An 18,360-nucleotide genomic window follows, 5' to 3' on the forward strand; every position below is an offset into this window, starting at 1 on the left:
AGATGGAATTCGCTTTCTATTTCGCATCCGGTATCGCTGTTGTGTCCACCCTGCGGGTGGTCACCAACACGAATCCGGTGCATGCCCTGCTCTACCTGATCATTTCGCTGATCGCCGTAGCCATGACCTTCTTCAGTCTGGGCGCACCGTTCGCCGGGGTCCTGGAGGTCATTGCCTATGCTGGCGCGATCATGGTCCTGTTTGTGTTCGTGGTGATGATGCTGAACCTCGGCCCGGCCTCGGTTCAGCAGGAACGTGCCTGGCTCAAGCCCGGCATCTGGATTGGCCCGGTCATTCTCGGCGCACTGCTGCTCGCCGAGTTGCTGTATGTACTGTTCGCCAACCCGACCGGCGCTGCCATCGGCCACACCACCGTCGACGCCAAGGCGGTCGGCATCAGCCTGTTCGGGCCTTATCTGCTGGTGGTGGAACTCGCCTCGATGCTGCTGCTTGCTGCAGCCATCACGGCATTCCATCTGGGCCGCAACGAGGCCAAGGAGCCAAGCCAATGAATGCTATCCCTCTTGAACATGGTCTGGCCGTCGCCGGGGTCCTGTTCTGCCTGGGTCTGGTCGGCCTGATGGTGCGCCGCAACATTCTGTTCGTGTTGATGAGCCTGGAAATCATGATGAACGCGGCTGCGCTGGCGTTCGTAGTTGCCGGCAGTCGCTGGGCTCAACCGGATGGGCAAGTCATGTTCATTCTGGTGATCAGCCTTGCGGCAGCCGAGGCCAGTATTGGCCTGGCGATCCTGATGCAACTGTATCGCCGCTTCCACACTCTCGATATCGATGCTGCCAGCGAGATGCGCGGATGAATCTTCTCTTTCTGACTTTCGTATTTCCCCTCATCGGTTTTCTGCTGCTGTCGTTCTCTCGTGGACGCATCTCGGAAAACCTCGCGGCGCTGATTGGCGTCGGCTCGATCGGTCTGTCGGCCATCGTCACGGCCTGGATCATCTGGCAGTTCAACGTCGCCCCGCCAGAGGGTGGTCATTACACCCAGGTGCTGTGGCGCTGGATGGACGTCGCGGGCTTCCAGCCCAACTTTGCGCTGTATCTGGACGGTCTGTCCGTCACGATGCTGGGCGTGGTGGTTGGCGTCGGCTTCCTGATTCACCTGTTCGCGTCCTGGTACATGCGCGGTGAAGCTGGTTATTCGCGCTTCTTCGCCTACACCAACCTGTTCATCGCCAGCATGCTGTTCCTGATTCTGGGCGATAACCTGCTGTTCATCTACTTCGGTTGGGAAGGTGTGGGCCTGTGCAGCTACCTGTTGATCGGTTTCTATTACAGCAACCGCAACAACGGCAATGCAGCGCTCAAGGCCTTTATCGTCACCCGTATCGGTGACGTGTTCATGGCCATCGGCATGTTCATCCTGTTCCAGCAACTGGGCACGCTCAATGTGCAGGAACTGCTGGTCAAGGCACCAGAGCACTTCAAGGTCGGCGATTTCTGGATCGTGCTGGCGACGCTGATGCTGTTGGGTGGCGCCGTCGGTAAATCCGCACAGCTGCCGCTGCAAACCTGGCTGGCAGACGCGATGGCCGGTCCTACTCCGGTGTCGGCACTGATCCACGCTGCCACCATGGTTACCGCAGGTGTCTACCTGATCGCACGGACCCACGGCCTGTTCGTGCTGGCACCGGACATTCTGCATCTGGTGGGCATCGTCGGTGGCGTCACTCTGGTTCTGGCAGGGTTTGCAGCACTGGTACAGACCGACATCAAACGTATCCTCGCCTACTCGACCATGAGCCAGATCGGCTACATGTTCCTGGCGCTGGGCGTGGGTGCCTGGGACGGCGCGATCTTCCACCTGATGACCCACGCGTTCTTCAAAGCGCTGCTGTTTCTTGCGTCCGGTGCGGTCATCGTTGCCTGCCACCACGAGCAGAACATCTTCAAGATGGGCGGCCTGTGGAAGAAACTGCCGTTGGCCTATGCCAGCTTCATTGTCGGCGGCGCCGCACTGTCCGCCCTGCCGCTGCTGACGGCCGGCTTCTACTCCAAGGACGAAATCCTTTGGGAAGCGTTCGCCAGTGGTAACAATGCCTTGCTGTATGCCGGTCTGGTCGGTGCGTTCATGACCTCGCTGTACACCTTCCGCCTGATCTTCATCGCGTTCCACGGTGAGGCCAAGACCGAAGCGCACGCAGGCCATGGCGTGGCTCACTGGCTGCCACTGTCGGTGCTGATCGTGCTGTCGACGTTCATCGGCGCACTGATCACCCCGCCACTGGCCGGTGTTCTGCCGCAAAGCGTGGGCCATGCCGGTGGCGAAGCCAAGCACAGCCTGGAAATCGCCTCGGGGGCCATTGCCCTGGCCGGTATTCTGCTGGCAGCGCTGCTGTTTCTCGGCAAGCGCCGTCTGGCAACGGCTATCGCCAACAGCGGTCCGGGTCGCTTCCTTTCAGCCTGGTGGTTCGCCGCCTGGGGCTTCGACTGGATCTACGACAAGCTGTTCGTCAAACCTTATCTGGCGATCAGTCACCTGCTGCGTAGCGATCCGTTCGACCGCACCATCGGCTTGATCCCACGTCTGGTCAAAGGCGGTCATGACACCATGAGCCGCACCGAGACCGGCCAGTTGCGTTGGTATGCTGCCTCGATTGCCATAGGTGCCGTTCTGGTACTCGGTGCCGTCGTTCTGGTTGCGGTCTGACATGAACCTTGCGAATTTGCGAAAGGAATTGAGCCCGTCATGATTCTGCCTTGGCTAATCCTGATCCCCTTTATCGGCGGCCTGCTGTGCTGGCTGGGTGAGCGCTTCGGCCCTACTCTGCCGCGCTGGATTGCGCTGCTGACAATGACCCTCGAACTGGTCCTCGGCCTCTGGCTGTGGGCAACCGGCAACTTTGGCTATGCGCCAGTGCCCGGTGCCGATCCGACCTGGACCCTGGAGTTCCACCACCCTTGGATCACCCGCTTCGGCATCGACGTGCACCTGGCACTCGATGGCCTGTCGCTGCTGATGATCCTGCTGACCGGCCTGCTCGGCGTGTTGTCGGTGCTGTGCTCGTGGAAGGAAATCCAGCGCAAGGTGGGGTTCTTCCACCTTAACCTGATGTGGATTCTGGGCGGTGTCGTCGGCGTGTTCCTCGCCATCGACCTGTTCATGTTCTTCTTCTTCTGGGAAATGATGCTGGTGCCGATGTATTTCCTCATCGCGCTCTGGGGTCATAGCTCCTCGGACGGCAAGAAAACCCGGATCTACGCAGCGACCAAGTTCTTCATCTTCACTCAGGCCAGCGGCCTGATCATGCTGGTGGCGATCCTGGGTCTGGTGCTGGTGCACTTCAATCAGACCGGCGTAATCACCTTTGCCTACGCTGATCTGCTGAAGACCAAACTGGCGCCGGGTACCGAGTACATCCTGATGCTGGGCTTCTTCATCGCCTTCGCGGTGAAGCTGCCGGTCGTGCCGCTGCACTCCTGGCTGCCGGATGCGCATGCACAAGCACCCACTGCCGGTTCCGTCGACCTCGCCGGTATCCTGCTGAAAACCGCTGCCTACGGCCTGTTGCGCTTCGCCTTGCCACTGTTCCCAAATGCATCGGCCGAATTCGCGCCGATTGCGATGGGCCTGGGTCTGGTCGGTATCTTCTACGGTGCATTCCTGGCGTTTGCCCAGACCGATATCAAACGCCTCATCGCGTTCTCCAGTGTCTCGCACATGGGCTTCGTGCTGATCGGCATCTACTCGGGCAGTCAGCAAGCTCTGCAAGGCGTGCTGATCCAGATGATCGCGCACGGTCTGTCGGCCGCCGCACTGTTCATTCTCAGCGGTCAGTTGTATGAGCGTCTGCACACTCGGGACATGCGTGAGATGGGTGGCCTGTGGTCGCGCATCGCTTACATACCGGCGATCAGCCTGTTCTTCGCAGCGGCCTCTCTGGGGCTGCCGGGTACCGGCAATTTCGTCGGCGAGTTCCTGATTCTGATGGGCAGTTTCGCCAGCTCGCCATGGATCACGGCGATTGCCACTTCCGGTCTGGTGTTTGGTTCTGTCTACTCGCTGATCATGATCCACCGCGCCTATTTCGGCCCGTCGAAGTCCGACGAGGTTCTGAAAGGCATGGACGGACGGGAAATGATCATGGTGCTCGGCCTTGCCGTGTTGCTGATCGTGCTCGGGGTTTTCCCGCAGCCGTTCCTCGACACCTCGGCAGCGACCATGCATGGCGTGCAGCAATGGCTAGGCACTGCCTTCACTCAACTCGCTTCGGCCCGGTAAGAGCGCTATGGACCTGACGATTCAACACTTTATTGCGCTTGCGCCACTGCTGATCACCAGCCTCACCGTTGTCGTGGTGATGTTGGCGATTGCATGGCGCCGCAATCACTCGCAAACATTCCTGCTGTCGGTAGCAGGCCTCAACCTGGCCCTGCTGTCGATTTACCCCGCACTGAAAGTCGCCCCGCTGGTGGTGACACCGCTGCTGCACATCGACAACTTCGCTTGCCTGTACATGGCGATCATCCTCGCCTCTACCCTGGCCTGTGTGACCATGGCGCACGCCTATCTGGGTGACGGCAAGGCGGGCTACCCGGGCAACCGCGAAGAACTTTACCTGCTGATCCTGCTGGCCGCCGCCGGTGGCCTGGTGCTGGTCAGCGCGCAGCACCTGGCTGGCCTGTTCATCGGTCTGGAACTGCTGTCGGTGCCGGTCTACGGTCTGGTGGCTTATGCCTTCTTCAACAAGCGTTCCCTGGAAGGCGGCATCAAGTACATGGTGCTGTCGGCGGCCGGTTCGGCATTTCTGCTGTTCGGCATGGCGCTGTTGTACGCAGAAGCAGGTTCGCTGAGCTTCGAAGGCATCGGTAAAGCCATTGCGGCCACCGGCATGCCAAGCCCGATCGCCAGCCTGGGTCTGGGCATGATGGTGGTGGGGCTCGCCTTCAAACTGTCGCTGGTGCCCTTTCACCTGTGGACGCCAGACGTCTACGAAGGTGCCCCTGCTCCTGTCGCAGCGTTTCTGGCGACGGCAAGCAAGGTTGCTGTGTTCGCGGTGCTGGTGCGTCTGTTCCAGATTTCCCCGGCAGCCAGCAGCGGCGTGTTGCATGACGTTTTGGCCGTGATTGCCGTGGCGTCGATCCTGGTCGGCAACCTGCTGGCACTGACACAAACCAACCTCAAGCGTCTGCTGGGTTACTCGTCCATCGCGCACTTCGGTTACCTGATGATTGCGCTGGTGGCCAGCAAGGGCATGGCGGTCGAGGCGATTGGTGTCTACCTGGTGACCTACGTCTTGACCTCGCTGGGCAGCTTCGGCGTGATCACCATGATGTCCTCGCCTTACAGCGGGCGTGATGCCGATGCGATGTTCGAATACCGCGGCCTGTTCTGGCGTCGTCCTTACCTGACAGCGGTCATGACTCTGATGATGCTGTCGCTGGCAGGCATTCCGCTGACTGCAGGCTTCATCGGCAAGTTCTACATCATGGCCACTGGCGTTGAGTCGCAGCTGTGGTGGCTGGTCGGTGCGCTGGTCATCGGCAGCGCCATCGGCCTGTTCTACTACCTGCGGGTGATGGTCACCATGTACCTGGTCGACAACAAGATGCCGCGTCACGACGCAGCGATCAACTGGGCACAGCGCACGGGTGGCGTCATGCTGCTGGCCGTTGCGATCCTGACCTTCGTGCTGGGTGTCTACCCGCAACCGCTGCTGGACCTGGTGCTCAATGCGGGTCTGCACGTAGCAGGCTGATTATCCGCAAATAAAAAACCCTGCCGTCGAGCAGGGTTTTTTTTTGCCTTGGAAAAACACGCGTCCTGTCTAGTCCGTGCTGCGATTCGTCGCACGGACAGCGCCTGGAGACACTCCCACCGAGCGTTTGAACGCGCGACTGAAGGCCGCCAGCGAACCATACCCGAGTTCACTGGCCACAATCTCCAGAGGCTGATGTTCACGGCTCAGCCTGTCCGTCGCCAAGCGCATTCTCAGCTCCCTGAGGTATCGCAACGGAGGATCACCTGTCGCACTGAGAAAACGCTGAGAAAACACCGAACGAGACTGCCTGGCTTCACTGGCCAGCGCGGCGACCGTCCAGTTTCTGCCCGGCTGTCTGTGCATCATGACGATGGCCCGGCTTAACCGGGGATCCTGCAAAGCCCCCAACCAGCCGGTGGTATTTTCGCATCCATTTGCGACCCAACCACGCACGAGCAACGCGGCAACCACTTCGGCAAGGCGCGCCAGAATGCCAGCGTGTCCGGCCTGTAGCATCATAGCTTCGCGCTCCATTGCGGCCAGCATCGGGCGTAGCTCGGGGGATGTGTCCAGTATCGTGCTCACCTGCATGACGTCCGGCATCGCGGTAACGAGCGGTTGCATGCCACCCAGTTCCAGCTCCATGCAACAACTGAAGATCACGGCGTGAGGAAGCACATCGCCCTCACCCGCGCCACTCGGATCGTGGATTTCATTGGTGATGGCCCCGCACGGATCAAACGGCTGCACATCGCCTGCACGCGTGTCCTCGGCGGTCAAAATCGCATGCGACCCTCCACGCGGAATGAGGACGGCGTCTGCGGTATCGAGCCTGTATACGCAATTGTCAACGCCTCGCAACCAGACAGGTCCACGTCCGACAAAATGAAATTGTGCTCGCCCCACTGCGTTGCTGAAGCCGACGCCCGCAGGGTGTGAGACTTCGATCCTGCGAAATTGAACGCCGGAAAGGCGCATGCCGAGCAGCAGTTCGCTGATCAGCTCACTGGAGCTGGATTGCATGGCGTCATGCCTTGATGAGTTGAACATAAAGGTCAGTTCAGGACGAATGATCAATTTTTCCAGACTTTACGTCATAGACCGTCCGACGCCCTAAACCTACATTGAGTTCATCACATTCGTCATCTGGAAATAACCTCATGAGTCGCACTTTATTTCTTCGCACATTGCGCACCATCTGGCTGGTCGCCTTGTTGGTCGAGCTATCGTCAATGGCTATGGCCGCAGACAAGCGCTATACGGTAACCGCCCCCGACGGGCTGAAACTCGCCGTGCAGGAGTCAGGAGATCCGAACGGGCCTGCCATTATCTTTGTCCACGGCCTGCTCGGCAGTCGTCTGAACTGGGAAAAGCAGACCAGCAGCCCCGAGCTGCATCGCTACCGTATGATCACTTATGACCTGCGGGGTCATGGGCTCTCCGATAAACCTGAAAATGTTGATGCGTATCGTGACGGACGTCGCTACGCGGACGATCTGGCGGCGGTCATAGACGCTACGGGGAGCAAACGCCCGGTACTGGTCGGGTGGTCACTGGGAGGCGTAGTCATGTCCAATTACCTCGCCGCTTATGGCGATACCAGGATTGGCGGGGTCATGTATGTCGACGGCGTGATTGAGCTCAATGCCGCGCTGATCACCGCTCATCCTCAGGTGTATGCGGGGCTGGCTTCAGAGGATCTGAAAACGCACCTAGATGCGGTACGTACTTTTCTCGGGCTGTGCTTTCACACCCGGCCCGATACAGCGACTTTCGAACAGCTGTTATCGAGCGCCGCGATGGCATCCTGGACGATGACCCGCGTCACGCCGTCAATGACGGTTGCAGTGGCTGAAGGATTGCCCAAGGCAAGGGTGCCGGTCTTGCTGCTGTACGGCGGCAAGGATGAACTTGTAAAGGTTCAGCCGAGCATCGCACGTGCCAGGCAGCTCAATGCTCGCGTTCAATCGAGTGTGTATGAAAGCTCGGGCCATGCGCCGTTCCTGGAGGAAGCGTCGCGCTTCAATCATGATCTGGCGACCTTTGTGGAATCGGCAGTTGGGGTAAAGAAGGGTTCTTATTGACGCTTGCTCTGGCAGCCTGACCTTTGCAGCCGGACTTCGCTGGAAACCCCGCACATGCGTTTGACGAATAATCGTAACGCATGCGCGGGGCCTATTTGGTACAGGACCTCACACGACTAGCCCGGCAACTTCACCGACTTTTTGTCACCGCTGAACAGGCCCCAACTGGAGATGAACAGCGCCGCTACCAGCGGGCCGATCACAAAGCCATTCAGACCGAAGACCGACATACCGCCCAGGGTAGAAATCAGGATCAGGTAGTCCGGCATCTTGGTGTCCTTGCCGACCAGAATCGGACGCAGCACGTTGTCCACCAGTCCGATCACGAATACCCCGAACAATCCCAGTACCACACCTTGCCAGATCATTCCGCTGAGCAGAAAGTAGACGGCCACGGGTGCCCAGACGATTCCCGCGCCGACTGCCGGCAACAGCGACAGGAAGGCCATGATCACGGCCCAGAGCAACGCACTCGGGATGTCCAGCGCCCAGAAGATGAAACCACCCAGCGCACCTTGCGTCACCGCGACTACCACGTTGCCTTTGACTGTGGCACGTACCACGCGGGTGAACTTGAGCTGCAGACGACGCTTTTGCTGTTCGCCCAATGGCACCGCAGTACGTATCTTGCGGACCAGTTCCTGGCCATCGCGCAGGAAGAAGTACAGCAGGTACAGCATGATGAAGACGCTCACCACAAAATCGAAGGTGCCTTGCCCAAAGCTGAATGCCTGAGTCGCCAGGTACTGGCTGCCTTGCATCGCGCCTTTGGTGATCTTGTCGCGCAGCCCGTCAAGGTCGCCCATGCCCAGCCGATCAAGCAATGCCTGAACCGAGTGCGGCAGCAGGTTCTTGAATTCGGCCAGATAGCCGGCGATATCCAGCTGCCCGGTTTCGACGTTCTTGTACAGCGTGGTGCCTTCCTGAACCAGCAGCGCACTGATGACAATCACCGGCAAAATCGCAATGACCAGACAGATAGTCAGGGTACACAGGGAGGTGAGATTGCGGGACCAGTTGAACTTGATCTGCAGCCTGCGCTGCACCGGCGCAAAAATGATCCCGAGGATGACCGCCCAGAACACCGCGCCGTAGAACGGCAGCAGAATCCATATGAAGGCAATGGTCACCAGCACCAACAGCAGAATGAGGGTTTTGTATTGCAACGTGGTTTCGTTCATGTCCTGTCCATGTCAGTAAACCGCGCCTTGCGCGCGGTCTAGAGCTTAGTCAGCACATGAGCGTACGAGTGCCATCGAATGAAGGCAATATGACGTCAGCGTCCGAAATGCACAGCGACAGGGTCTTTCGACCCTGCCAGGCAACCTCACACTCGGAATTGACCTACCAGCCTGTCGAGGCTTGCGCCCAGCTCGGCGAGGCTGCGTGAAGTCTGCGCACTTTGCCGCGTCTCATCGGCCACGCTTTCAACTGCACCAGCGATCTGGTGAACGCTGCGATTGATTTCTTCAGCCACTGCCGTCTGTTCTTCGGCAGCGCTGGCGATCTGCGCGTTCATGGCGTTGATGGTTGCGATCAGCTCGCCGATGGTCACCAGCGACAGACCCGCTTCGTTGGCTTGCGCCGACGTACCGTCACCGGCCTCACTGGATCGGCGCATGGCCGTGACCGCCTCCTGAGTGCCCTGTTGCAGGCGATCGATCATGCTCTGGATTTCCTGCGTGCTTTGCTGGGTACGACTGGCCAGCGCCCGAACCTCGTCAGCAACTACGGCAAAGCCCCGTCCTGCTTCCCCTGCCCTCGCGGCTTCGATGGCAGCGTTGAGTGCCAGCAGGTTGGTCTGTTCGGCAATCGAGCGAATGACCCCCAGCACGCTGACGATCGAAGAAACATCCTTCTGCAGGACGTCCAGAGACGAGCCGCTTTTACGGATGTCATCCACCAGCGCGTGAATCTGCCTGATACTGCCATCTACCACACGTTTGGCGGCGCGCCCTTGCTCATCGGTCTGCTGAGCAGCCACCGAAGCACCTTGTGCGCTCTTGGCAACTTCCTGAGCAGCAGCCGACATTTCGTTGATCGCGGTGGCCACCTGATCGGTTTCATGGCGTTGACGATCCATTGCAGTCTCGGAACGTTGCGCCTGTGCTGAAACCTCTCCGACCAGACCATTGAGCTGTCCGGTCATGCTACTGACCTGACGAACCATGCCGTGAATCTTGTCGACAAATCGGTTGAACGAGCCGGCCAGGTCACCCAGCTCGTCGTTACTGGTAATGGCCAGACGCCGGGTCAGGTCGCCCTCGCCTGCAGCAATGTCGTCCAGGTTGTTTTTCATCAAACCCAACGGACGCAGCAAGGTGCCGGTCATCAAGATCCCGATCACGCTGATGATGACCAGCACCAGAACCGTGATCCCCAGTATGCTGTAGAGCATCTCCTGCAAACGCGCTTCGACGTTCTGCCTGACCACCGCCACCTGAGCGTCGATGCCGTCAAGGTTGACGGCAGAGCCAATGACCAGATCCCACTTGGGCAGGTAATCCGTGTAGCCGATCTTGGGCACAGGTTCGGTCTTGCCCGGCAGGGCCGAGGAATACATCACGTAGTGAGTGCCCGCCTTGCCGACCGCTACCAACTCCCGGTTGATATACACTCCGTTTGCATCGCGGGCGTCATTGAAGCTCTTCCCCACGCCATCCGGACTGGTGCTGCGAAAGATACGGATTACCTGTGAGTCATAGCCAAAGAGATAACCGTCCTTGCCATAACTGACTGCAGAAAGCAGCTTGATGGCATTGGCGCGCGCAGCTTCGTCACCCGGCGCTGCGGCGTCGTACAGGGGTTTGATGAATGTCATGGCAATCGCAACATAATTCTGCAGCGTAGTCTTGGCCTCGGAGAGCAGGCGCTCTCGCGTATCGCTGACCTCTCGCTCGGCCTGCTTGTGCAGCATGAACACCGTCGTGGCACTGATCACCAGCGCAAACATCAGGACCGGCAATACGGCCAGCGACAGAACCTTGGCTTTCAGACTGAGACGCATAGGATTAGCCTTATGGTTATTTTTATAAAGTCAGAGGTGCTCATCAGACTATCGGCATTCTCCGGCCTACATTAAGACTTATCCTGTTTTTCGTAAGAAAGATCTCTTTTATGAGTGCTCCCGACGCTATGGAGCCGTTCGCTCAGGCAGGTCAATGCGTACCCGAAGCCCGCCAGTCGGGCTTTCCAGCAATTGCAGTTGACCACCCCAGGCTTCAACGATGTCGCGCACGATTCCCAACCCCAATCCATGCCCGGTGATCTGCTCATCCAGGCGTGCGCCCCGGCTGAAGACCTCTGCGCGTCTGGATTCGGGTATGCCTGGCCCGTCGTCGTCAACCAGCAGGCAATAGCCTTGCGCTTCTCGAAGAATACTCAAGCGCACTTCGCTGTCGGCCCATTTACAGGCGTTGTCCAGCAAGTTGCCCAACAGCTCGAGAATATCCTCACGGTCCCAAGGCAGGTACATGCCGGTTTCGACATCGTTGACCAGATCGAGATGGCCACCGTGGATCATTCCCAACGTCGAAAACAGCCCCGGCAGCTCGGTGTCACAGTCAAAGCGCGCACCGGGCAAGGCATCCCCGGACAAGCGTGCACGATTGAGCTCCCGCTCCAGACGCTGACGGATGTTTTCCAGTTGTTCCTGGAGGATTTTACGCAGCGACGGGTTGGCATCCAGTTGCCCACTGAGGGCCAGGCTGAGCAGGACTGCAAGAGGGGTTTTCAACGCGTGCCCCAGATTGCCCAGCGCATTGCGCGAGCGCTTCAGGCTGTCTTCGGTGTGTGCGAGCAAGTGATTGATCTGGGCAACCAGCGGCTCGAGTTCCAGCGGGACCTGATTATCGAGCTGCGAACGCTGGCCCTGTTGCAGCTGGAAGATCTGCTCGCGAACAGTCTCCAGCGGCCGCAGCGCCCTGCGCACCGTCACGCGTTGCAGGACAAGCACCAGAATCAGCGCAGCAAGCCCAAGGCCCAGACCAATCTGTTGCACACGCCGGAAGCTGGCTCTGACCGGGGTGTAATCCTGCGCCACGGTGATGGAAATCTGCTGGCCGAACTTGCGGTACTCCGTTGTCAGAAGCAGCAGTGACTGCCCGGTCTTGCCCAGCTCAAGATTGGCATGCAAACCCGTACCTGGCTGAGGCAACTCAAAATCCCACAAGGAGCGGGACCGCCAGTGTCCCTGCGGCAGGTCAACACGAAAATAGTGACCAGACAGCGGACGTTGATAAGCCCCCGAGAGGCGATGATCGTCCAGCTGAAGTCCTGATGGCCCGCGAACCAGCGCCACCAGCAGGTTCTCGCTTTCATTGCGCAGCCCGGACTCCAGATAGCGCTGCAAGCCTACTTCAAACAGCCAGAGGCTGGTCTGCGCCATCACCAGGCCCACGACTACCATGACGGCAATCAGCCCCAGGCTCAGACGCCTCTGTATGGACTTCAACCCCCGGCTCCAGCATAGAGATAGCCTTGGCCACGACGGGTCTCGACCACCGCACGGCCCAGTTTGCGCCTCAGATGGTTGACATGAACCTCGATAACATTGGAGTCGCGCTCATTCTCGCCATCATACAAATGCTCGGACAAATGGCTTTTGGAAAGAATCTGGCCGGGGTGAAGCATGAAGTAACGCAACAACCGAAACTCTGCGGAGGTAAGCTGGATGTCGACACCCTCCCGGCTCACGCATTGACGGCTTTCATCCAGATTCAGGCCAGCGGATTCCAGGGTTGGCTGATTGGCCTTGCCATGCGAACGACGCAGCAGTGCCTGAATGCGCAATTGCAGCTCTTCAGGGTGGAAAGGTTTGGTCAGGTAATCATCGGCACCGGCCTTCAACCCCTCGATACGTTCAGACCAGGAGCCCCGTGCGGTCAGGATCAGCACCGGCGTCGCCAGCCCCTTTTGGCGCCATTGCTGAAGGACTTCAAGCCCCGACATGCCAGGCAACCCCAGATCGAGCACGATCAGGTCGTAGGGCTCAGTTGCCCCCTGGTGGACTGCATCACGCCCATCAGCCAGCCAGTCGACTGCATAGCCCTGTCGTCCCAATGCAGCAAGCAACTCATCCGCGAGGGGGACATGGTCTTCAACCAGTAGCAGGCGCATCAGTCATCATCCTCGTCTTTCAATAATCGGCTGTCACGCGCGTCGAACTTGAGCTCGCGGACAACGCCTTGCGGCGTCAGCAATTCGAATTCATATACGTACATATTATTTTTTTCTTCAAGCTCGGCTTCCAGCAAACGCGCTCCCGGGTGAAGCCCGAGCGCCCGCTCTATGAATTGTTCGAGGGGCAGGATGACACCGCGCTGCCGCAAACTGAGCGCCTCATCCTGATTCAGATCTCTGGCATACGCAAAGGAGCAGGTCAGGCTCAAACCGAGGATGGCACAGAGACGCTTGTCGACATTCATTAGTTATCCTGACGATTCCTGTAGACGCGGCCCGTGGCAGCGTCTATTTCGAGATCCCACTCAATCCCCTGTGCATCACGCAGCTCGACATTGTAAACGTAGCGGCCGTAGATATTCTTGAGCTGTGTGCCAATTATTCTGGCGCCGGGGTGTTCGTTCAAAGCTTTGGCATCAAGCTTTTCGCTTGTATGGAGGATCCCCTCATCGCTCAGACGCGACACCTCCTGCGGATCAATGCCACGCGCCTGAATGACACACGTCATCAGAACCAGGGGCAAGGTTGTCAGCAGAGTTGTCAGCGTTTTCATCAATGAGTAGATCCATGGCAGCCAAGTGTTTTTATGGTGATCACCTTACCCACTGCAACTTAACTCAAGCTGAAGAGTTCTGGCCGATTGCCATCAATCACCCTGAAAAATAAGTGGATAGTGGTTATGTCTGTTTTCACGCAAGACGGCAGAGCTAGGAGGCTGACCGTCACCGAGTGCATGCCAACATGGGGACAGTCAGTTGGAATCTGTACGACGATGAGGGCCCCGCGTGGAGTTTCAGGCCATTGCTGTTAAACTCGCCGCCTGCATTTATCGCGTGTGCGATCGCCATTTTTCGGGGCCTATACACAGTGGAAATTTTCAAAGAGTTTACGTTCGAGTCAGCCCACCTTCTGCCCAATGTTCCAGAGGGGCACAAGTGTGGACGCCTGCACGGGCATTCGTTTCGTGTCGGCATTCATCTGGCTGGCAAGGTAGACCCTCACACCGGCTGGATCCGGGACTTTTCCGAGATCAAAGCCATTTTCAAACCGCTTTACGAGCGTCTTGATCATCACTACCTGAACGATATTCCAGGCCTCGAGAACCCGACCAGCGAAAACCTGGCGAAGTGGATCTGGGATGAGTTGAAACCATTGCTGCCGGAGCTGTCGGCCATCCGCATTCACGAGACCTGCACCAGCGGCTGTGAATACCGCGGAGACTGATCTTTGCGAGCATGAAAAACCACCCTGGCGGTGGTTTTTTTATGCCTGGTATCTGGCGTTCTTGCCGGATTGCACGGCAGCCGTCCGAATGCGAGGAGACGTTGATAGAGGGTGTAGACGGCGCGAACCCTACAACGTCGTATGCCCGCATCCAATGCCCGCGACAGGCATGCCAGCATCGATAAGGATTGCGAAATATCGAACGCCATAAAAACAAAAACCCTCAACGCGTGAGCGATGAGGGTTTTTGGAATTTAATCTTGACGATGACCTACTCTCACATGGGGAAACCCCACACTACCATCGGCGATACATCGTTTCACTGCTGAGTTCGGGATGGGATCAGGTGGTTCCAATGTTCTATGGTCGTCAAGAAATTCGGGTACCGAGTCGTGCCTTGCGGCGCGCTTCAGCAAATCGGGTATGTGACAGTCAGTCGTTCAGGTGTTGTTCGTGACCGCAAACCTTCGGTTCGTGTCATCTCCACAGTCACCGCAATCTGGCCTTTCGATCAAATTGCTTGGGTGTTATATGGTCAAGCCTCACGGGCAATTAGTATTGGTTAGCTCAACGCCTCACAGCGCTTACACACCCAACCTATCAACGTCGTAGTCTTCGACGGCCCTTCAGGGAACTCAAGGTTCCAGTGAGATCTCATCTTGAGGCAAGTTTCCCGCTTAGATGCTTTCAGCGGTTATCTTTTCCGAACATAGCTACCCGGCAATGCCACTGGCGTGACAACCGGAACACCAGAGGTTCGTCCACTCCGGTCCTCTCGTACTAGGAGCAGCCCCTCTCAAATCTCAAACGTCCACGGCAGATAGGGACCGAACTGTCTCACGACGTTCTAAACCCAGCTCGCGTACCACTTTAAATGGCGAACAGCCATACCCTTGGGACCGGCTTCAGCCCCAGGATGTGATGAGCCGACATCGAGGTGCCAAACACCGCCGTCGATATGAACTCTTGGGCGGTATCAGCCTGTTATCCCCGGAGTACCTTTTATCCGTTGAGCGATGGCCCTTCCATACAGAACCACCGGATCACTAAGACCTACTTTCGTACCTGCTCGACGTGTCTGTCTCGCAGTCAAGCGCGCTTTTGCCTTTATACTCTACGACCGATTTCCGACCGGTCTGAGCGCACCTTCGTACTCCTCCGTTACTCTTTAGGAGGAGACCGCCCCAGTCAAACTACCCACCATACACTGTCCTCGATCCGGATAACGGACCTGAGTTAGAACCTCAAAGTTGCCAGGGTGGTATTTCAAGGTTGGCTCCACGCAGACTGGCGTCCACGCTTCAAAGCCTCCCACCTATCCTACACAAGCAAATTCAAAGTCCAGTGCAAAGCTATAGTAAAGGTTCACGGGGTCTTTCCGTCTAGCCGCGGATACACTGCATCTTCACAGCGATTTCAATTTCACTGAGTCTCGGGTGGAGACAGCGCCGCCATCGTTACGCCATTCGTGCAGGTCGGAACTTACCCGACAAGGAATTTCGCTACCTTAGGACCGTTATAGTTACGGCCGCCGTTTACCGGGGCTTCGATCAAGAGCTTCGCTTGCGCTAACCCCATCAATTAACCTTCCGGCACCGGGCAGGCGTCACACCCTATACGTCCACTTTCGTGTTTGCAGAGTGCTGTGTTTTTAATAAACAGTCGCAGCGGCCTGGTATCTTCGACCGGCGTGGGCTTACGCAGTAAATGCTTCACCCTCACCGGCGCACCTTCTCCCGAAGTTACGGTGCCATTTTGCCTAGTTCCTTCACCCGAGTTCTCTCAAGCGCCTTGGTATTCTCTACCCAACCACCTGTGTCGGTTTGGGGTACGGTTCCTGGTTACCTGAAGCTTAGAAGCTTTTCTTGGAAGCATGGCATCAACCACTTCATGTTCTAAAAGAACACTCGTCATCAGCTCTCGGCCTTAAGATCCCGGATTTACCTAAGATCTCAGCCTACCACCTTAAACCTGGACTACCAACGCCAGGCTGGCCTAGCCTTCTCCGTCCCTCCATCGCAATAACCAGAAGTACAGGAATATTAACCTGTTTTCCATCGACTACGCTTTTCAGCCTCGCCTTAGGGACCGACTAACCCTGCGTCGATTAACGTTGCGCAGGAAACCTTGGTCTTTCGGCGTGGGTGTTTTTCACACCCATTGTCGTTACTCATGTCAGCATTCGCACTTCTGATACCTCCAGCAAGCTTCTCAACTCACCTTCACAGGCTTACAGAACGCTCCTCTACCGCATCATCATAAGATGATACCCGTAGCTTCGGTGCATGGTTTGAGCCCCGTTACATCTTCCGCGCAGGCCGACTCGACTAGTGAGCTATTACGCTTTCTTTAAAGGGTGGCTGCTTCTAAGCCAACCTCCTAGCTGTCTAAGCCTTCCCACATCGTTTCCCACTTAACCATGACTTTGGGACCTTAGCTGACGGTCTGGGTTGTTTCCCTTTTCACGACGGACGTTAGCACCCGCCGTGTGTCTCCCATGCTCGGCACTTGTAGGTATTCGGAGTTTGCATCGGTTTGGTAAGTCGGGATGACCCCCTAGCCGAAACAGTGCTCTACCCCCTACAGTGATACATGAGGCGCTACCTAAATAGCTTTCGAGGAGAACCAGCTATCTCCGAGCTTGATTAGCCTTTCACTCCGATCCACAGGTCATCCGCTAACTTTTCAACGGTAGTCGGTTCGGTCCTCCAGTTAGTGTTACCCAACCTTCAACCTGCCCATGGATAGATCGCCCGGTTTCGGGTCTATTCCCAGCGACTAGACGCCCTATTAAGACTCGCTTTCGCTACGCCTCCCCTATTCGGTTAAGCTCGCCACTGAAAATAAGTCGCTGACCCATTATACAAAAGGTACGCAGTCACCCAACAAAGTGGGCTCCCACTGCTTGTACGCATACGGTTTCAGGATCTATTTCACTCCGCTCTCCGCGGTTCTTTTCGCCTTTCCCTCACGGTACTGGTTCACTATCGGTCAGTCAGTAGTATTTAGCCTTGGAGGATGGTCCCCCCATATTCAGACAAGGTTTCTCGTGCCCCGTCCTACTCGATTTCATTGCAAAGGGATTTTCGCGTACAGGGCTATCACCCACTATGGCCGTCCTTTCCAGAACGTTCCGCTAATCTCAATACAACTTAAGGGCTGGTCCCCGTTCGCTCGCCACTACTAAGGGAATCTCGGTTGATTTCTTTTCCTCAGGGTACTTAGATGTTTCAGTTCCCCTGGTTCGCCTCTTGCACCTATGTATTCAGTACAAGATAACCATCTTATGATGGCTGGGTTCCCCCATTCAGACATCTCCGGATCACAGTCTGTTTGCCGACTCCCCGAAGCTTTTCGCAGGCTACCACGTCTTTCATCGCCTCTGACTGCCAAGGCATCCACCGTATGCGCTTCTTCACTTGACCATATAACCCCAAGCAATCTGGTTATACTGTGAAGACGACATTCGCCGAAAGTTTGCATTTCACAAACTTTACCTTAGCCCGGACACACACCAGTGAAAGAGGTGCCCGGTCTATATTTCTTTCTATCACATACCCAAATTTTTAAAGAACGATCTAATCAAAGACTAGAAATCAACATTCACGCATCAATCCTCAGGATCGATGGAATGCTCATTTCTAAGCTTTCAAACAGAAGCAGTAAGTGGTGGAGCCAAGCGGGATCGAACCGCTGACCTCCTGCGTGCAAGGCAGGCGCTCTCCCAGCTGAGCTATGGCCCCGTATTTCTACAGGCGTTTCCCACACAAAATTGGTGGGTCTGGGCAGATTCGAACTGCCGACCTCACCCTTATCAGGGGTGCGCTCTAACCAACTGAGCTACAGACCCAATTTCGAGCTTGTAGCCGCTAGCTTGGAGCTATCAGCTTGGAGCTTAAAGCTGCTTCTAATCGTCTTCTTCAATGAATCAAGCAATTCGTGTGGGTGCTTATGGTGCAGCTGAGTCGTCGATTAAGGAGGTGATCCAGCCGCAGGTTCCCCTACGGCTACCTTGTTACGACTTCACCCCAGTCATGAATCACACCGTGGTAACCGTCCCCCCGAAGGTTAGACTAGCTACTTCTGGTGCAACCCACTCCCATGGTGTGACGGGCGGTGTGTACAAGGCCCGGGAACGTATTCACCGCGACA

The 18,360-nt window shown here is 57.0% G+C and carries 14 protein-coding genes, 2 tRNA genes, 3 rRNA genes and 1 pseudogene (1 of these 20 cut by a window edge); 7 read left to right on the forward strand and 13 right to left on the reverse strand.

Annotated elements, in window-relative coordinates:
• Window positions 1–2 precede the first annotated feature (2 nt).
• Genes nuoJ through nuoN form a run of 5 tightly spaced genes read left to right on the forward strand, consistent with a single transcriptional unit; the run spans window position 3 to window position 5,716 of the window.
• Window positions 3–512 (forward strand): NADH-quinone oxidoreductase subunit J, encoded by a 510-nt coding sequence (gene nuoJ / locus I9H07_RS14015; protein ID WP_024646626.1) that lies wholly within the window; start codon window positions 3–5, stop codon window positions 510–512.
• Window positions 509–817, forward strand: a complete 309-nt coding sequence (gene nuoK, locus I9H07_RS14020) for an NADH-quinone oxidoreductase subunit NuoK (protein WP_003380111.1) — start codon at window positions 509–511, stop codon at window positions 815–817. The genes nuoJ and nuoK overlap by 4 nt, the downstream gene beginning before the upstream one ends.
• On the forward strand, window positions 814–2,667 hold the full coding sequence (gene nuoL, locus I9H07_RS14025) for an NADH-quinone oxidoreductase subunit L (RefSeq protein WP_024646627.1): 1,854 nt from the start codon (window positions 814–816) through the stop codon (window positions 2,665–2,667). Before nuoK ends, nuoL begins: the two co-directional genes overlap by 4 nt.
• Window positions 2,668–2,706: 39 nt before the next feature.
• A complete protein-coding gene (gene nuoM, locus I9H07_RS14030) occupies window positions 2,707–4,239 on the forward strand; it encodes an NADH-quinone oxidoreductase subunit M (RefSeq protein WP_024646628.1) in 1,533 nt (510 codons plus the stop codon).
• A gap of 7 nt (window positions 4,240–4,246) precedes the next feature.
• The gene (gene nuoN, locus I9H07_RS14035; RefSeq protein ID WP_236425558.1) at window positions 4,247–5,716 is read left to right on the forward strand and encodes an NADH-quinone oxidoreductase subunit NuoN; all 1,470 of its coding nucleotides are present in this window, start codon (window positions 4,247–4,249) and stop codon (window positions 5,714–5,716) included.
• Window positions 5,717–5,785: 69 nt separating this feature from the next.
• Here the strand turns inward: nuoN and I9H07_RS14040 are convergent, their stop codons facing one another.
• Window positions 5,786–6,742 (reverse strand): AraC family transcriptional regulator, encoded by a 957-nt coding sequence (locus I9H07_RS14040; protein WP_058391810.1) that lies wholly within the window; start codon window positions 6,740–6,742, stop codon window positions 5,786–5,788.
• Between the two features lie 137 nt (window positions 6,743–6,879).
• On the opposite strand from I9H07_RS14040, the gene I9H07_RS14045 reads away from it, so the two are divergent.
• Window positions 6,880–7,803, forward strand: a complete 924-nt coding sequence (locus tag I9H07_RS14045) for an alpha/beta fold hydrolase (protein ID WP_058391809.1) — start codon at window positions 6,880–6,882, stop codon at window positions 7,801–7,803.
• A gap of 116 nt (window positions 7,804–7,919) precedes the next feature.
• Here the strand turns inward: I9H07_RS14045 and I9H07_RS14050 are convergent, their stop codons facing one another.
• The 7 genes and pseudogenes from I9H07_RS14050 to I9H07_RS14075 form a co-directional block, all read right to left on the reverse strand.
• The gene (locus I9H07_RS14050; protein ID WP_236425559.1) at window positions 7,920–8,984 is read right to left on the reverse strand and encodes an AI-2E family transporter; all 1,065 of its coding nucleotides are present in this window, start codon (window positions 8,982–8,984) and stop codon (window positions 7,920–7,922) included.
• Between the two features lie 146 nt (window positions 8,985–9,130).
• Window positions 9,131–9,973, reverse strand: coding sequence for a methyl-accepting chemotaxis protein (locus I9H07_RS25090; protein WP_419178524.1), 843 nt, complete (start codon window positions 9,971–9,973; stop codon window positions 9,131–9,133).
• Window positions 9,974–9,988: 15 nt separating this feature from the next.
• A pseudogene (locus I9H07_RS25095) lies at window positions 9,989–10,810 on the reverse strand (cache domain-containing protein); the annotation flags it as partial.
• A gap of 126 nt (window positions 10,811–10,936) precedes the next feature.
• Complete coding sequence (locus tag I9H07_RS14060) at window positions 10,937–12,256, reverse strand: sensor histidine kinase (protein ID WP_024674055.1); 1,320 nt, start codon at window positions 12,254–12,256, stop codon at window positions 10,937–10,939.
• The gene (locus tag I9H07_RS14065; protein ID WP_024674056.1) at window positions 12,253–12,921 is read right to left on the reverse strand and encodes a response regulator transcription factor; all 669 of its coding nucleotides are present in this window, start codon (window positions 12,919–12,921) and stop codon (window positions 12,253–12,255) included. The genes I9H07_RS14060 and I9H07_RS14065 overlap by 4 nt, the downstream gene beginning before the upstream one ends.
• Complete coding sequence (locus I9H07_RS14070) at window positions 12,921–13,229, reverse strand: PepSY domain-containing protein (protein ID WP_024674057.1); 309 nt, start codon at window positions 13,227–13,229, stop codon at window positions 12,921–12,923. Before I9H07_RS14070 ends, I9H07_RS14065 begins: the two co-directional genes overlap by 1 nt.
• Window positions 13,229–13,537 (reverse strand): PepSY domain-containing protein, encoded by a 309-nt coding sequence (locus I9H07_RS14075; RefSeq protein WP_024674058.1) that lies wholly within the window; start codon window positions 13,535–13,537, stop codon window positions 13,229–13,231. The genes I9H07_RS14070 and I9H07_RS14075 overlap by 1 nt, the downstream gene beginning before the upstream one ends.
• 314 nt (window positions 13,538–13,851) lie before the next feature.
• Here I9H07_RS14075 and queD point away from each other — a divergent pair, with 314 nt between their 5' ends.
• Window positions 13,852–14,208: a 6-carboxytetrahydropterin synthase QueD gene (queD, locus tag I9H07_RS14080; protein ID WP_005886646.1), complete on the forward strand. Its 357-nt coding sequence runs from the start codon at window positions 13,852–13,854 to the stop codon at window positions 14,206–14,208.
• Window positions 14,209–14,466: 258 nt separating this feature from the next.
• Here the strand turns inward: queD and rrf are convergent.
• From rrf to I9H07_RS14105, 5 genes are all read right to left on the reverse strand, one after another.
• Window positions 14,467–14,582: ribosomal RNA gene (rrf, locus tag I9H07_RS14085) — 5S ribosomal RNA — on the reverse strand.
• A gap of 157 nt (window positions 14,583–14,739) precedes the next feature.
• Window positions 14,740–17,633, reverse strand: a 23S ribosomal RNA gene (locus I9H07_RS14090).
• A 242-nt stretch (window positions 17,634–17,875) separates the two neighbouring features.
• Window positions 17,876–17,951, reverse strand: a tRNA-Ala gene (locus I9H07_RS14095).
• Between the two features lie 30 nt (window positions 17,952–17,981).
• Window positions 17,982–18,058, reverse strand: a tRNA-Ile gene (locus I9H07_RS14100).
• Between the two features lie 123 nt (window positions 18,059–18,181).
• Window positions 18,182–18,360 (reverse strand): 16S ribosomal RNA (locus I9H07_RS14105) (it continues 1,360 nt past the right edge of the window).
• Together the 16S, 23S and 5S rRNA genes with 2 tRNA genes alongside form the textbook arrangement of a ribosomal RNA operon.

The sequence above is a fragment of the Pseudomonas syringae genome (assembly GCF_023278085.1).
Taxonomy (GTDB): domain Bacteria; phylum Pseudomonadota; class Gammaproteobacteria; order Pseudomonadales; family Pseudomonadaceae; genus Aquipseudomonas; species Aquipseudomonas syringae_Q.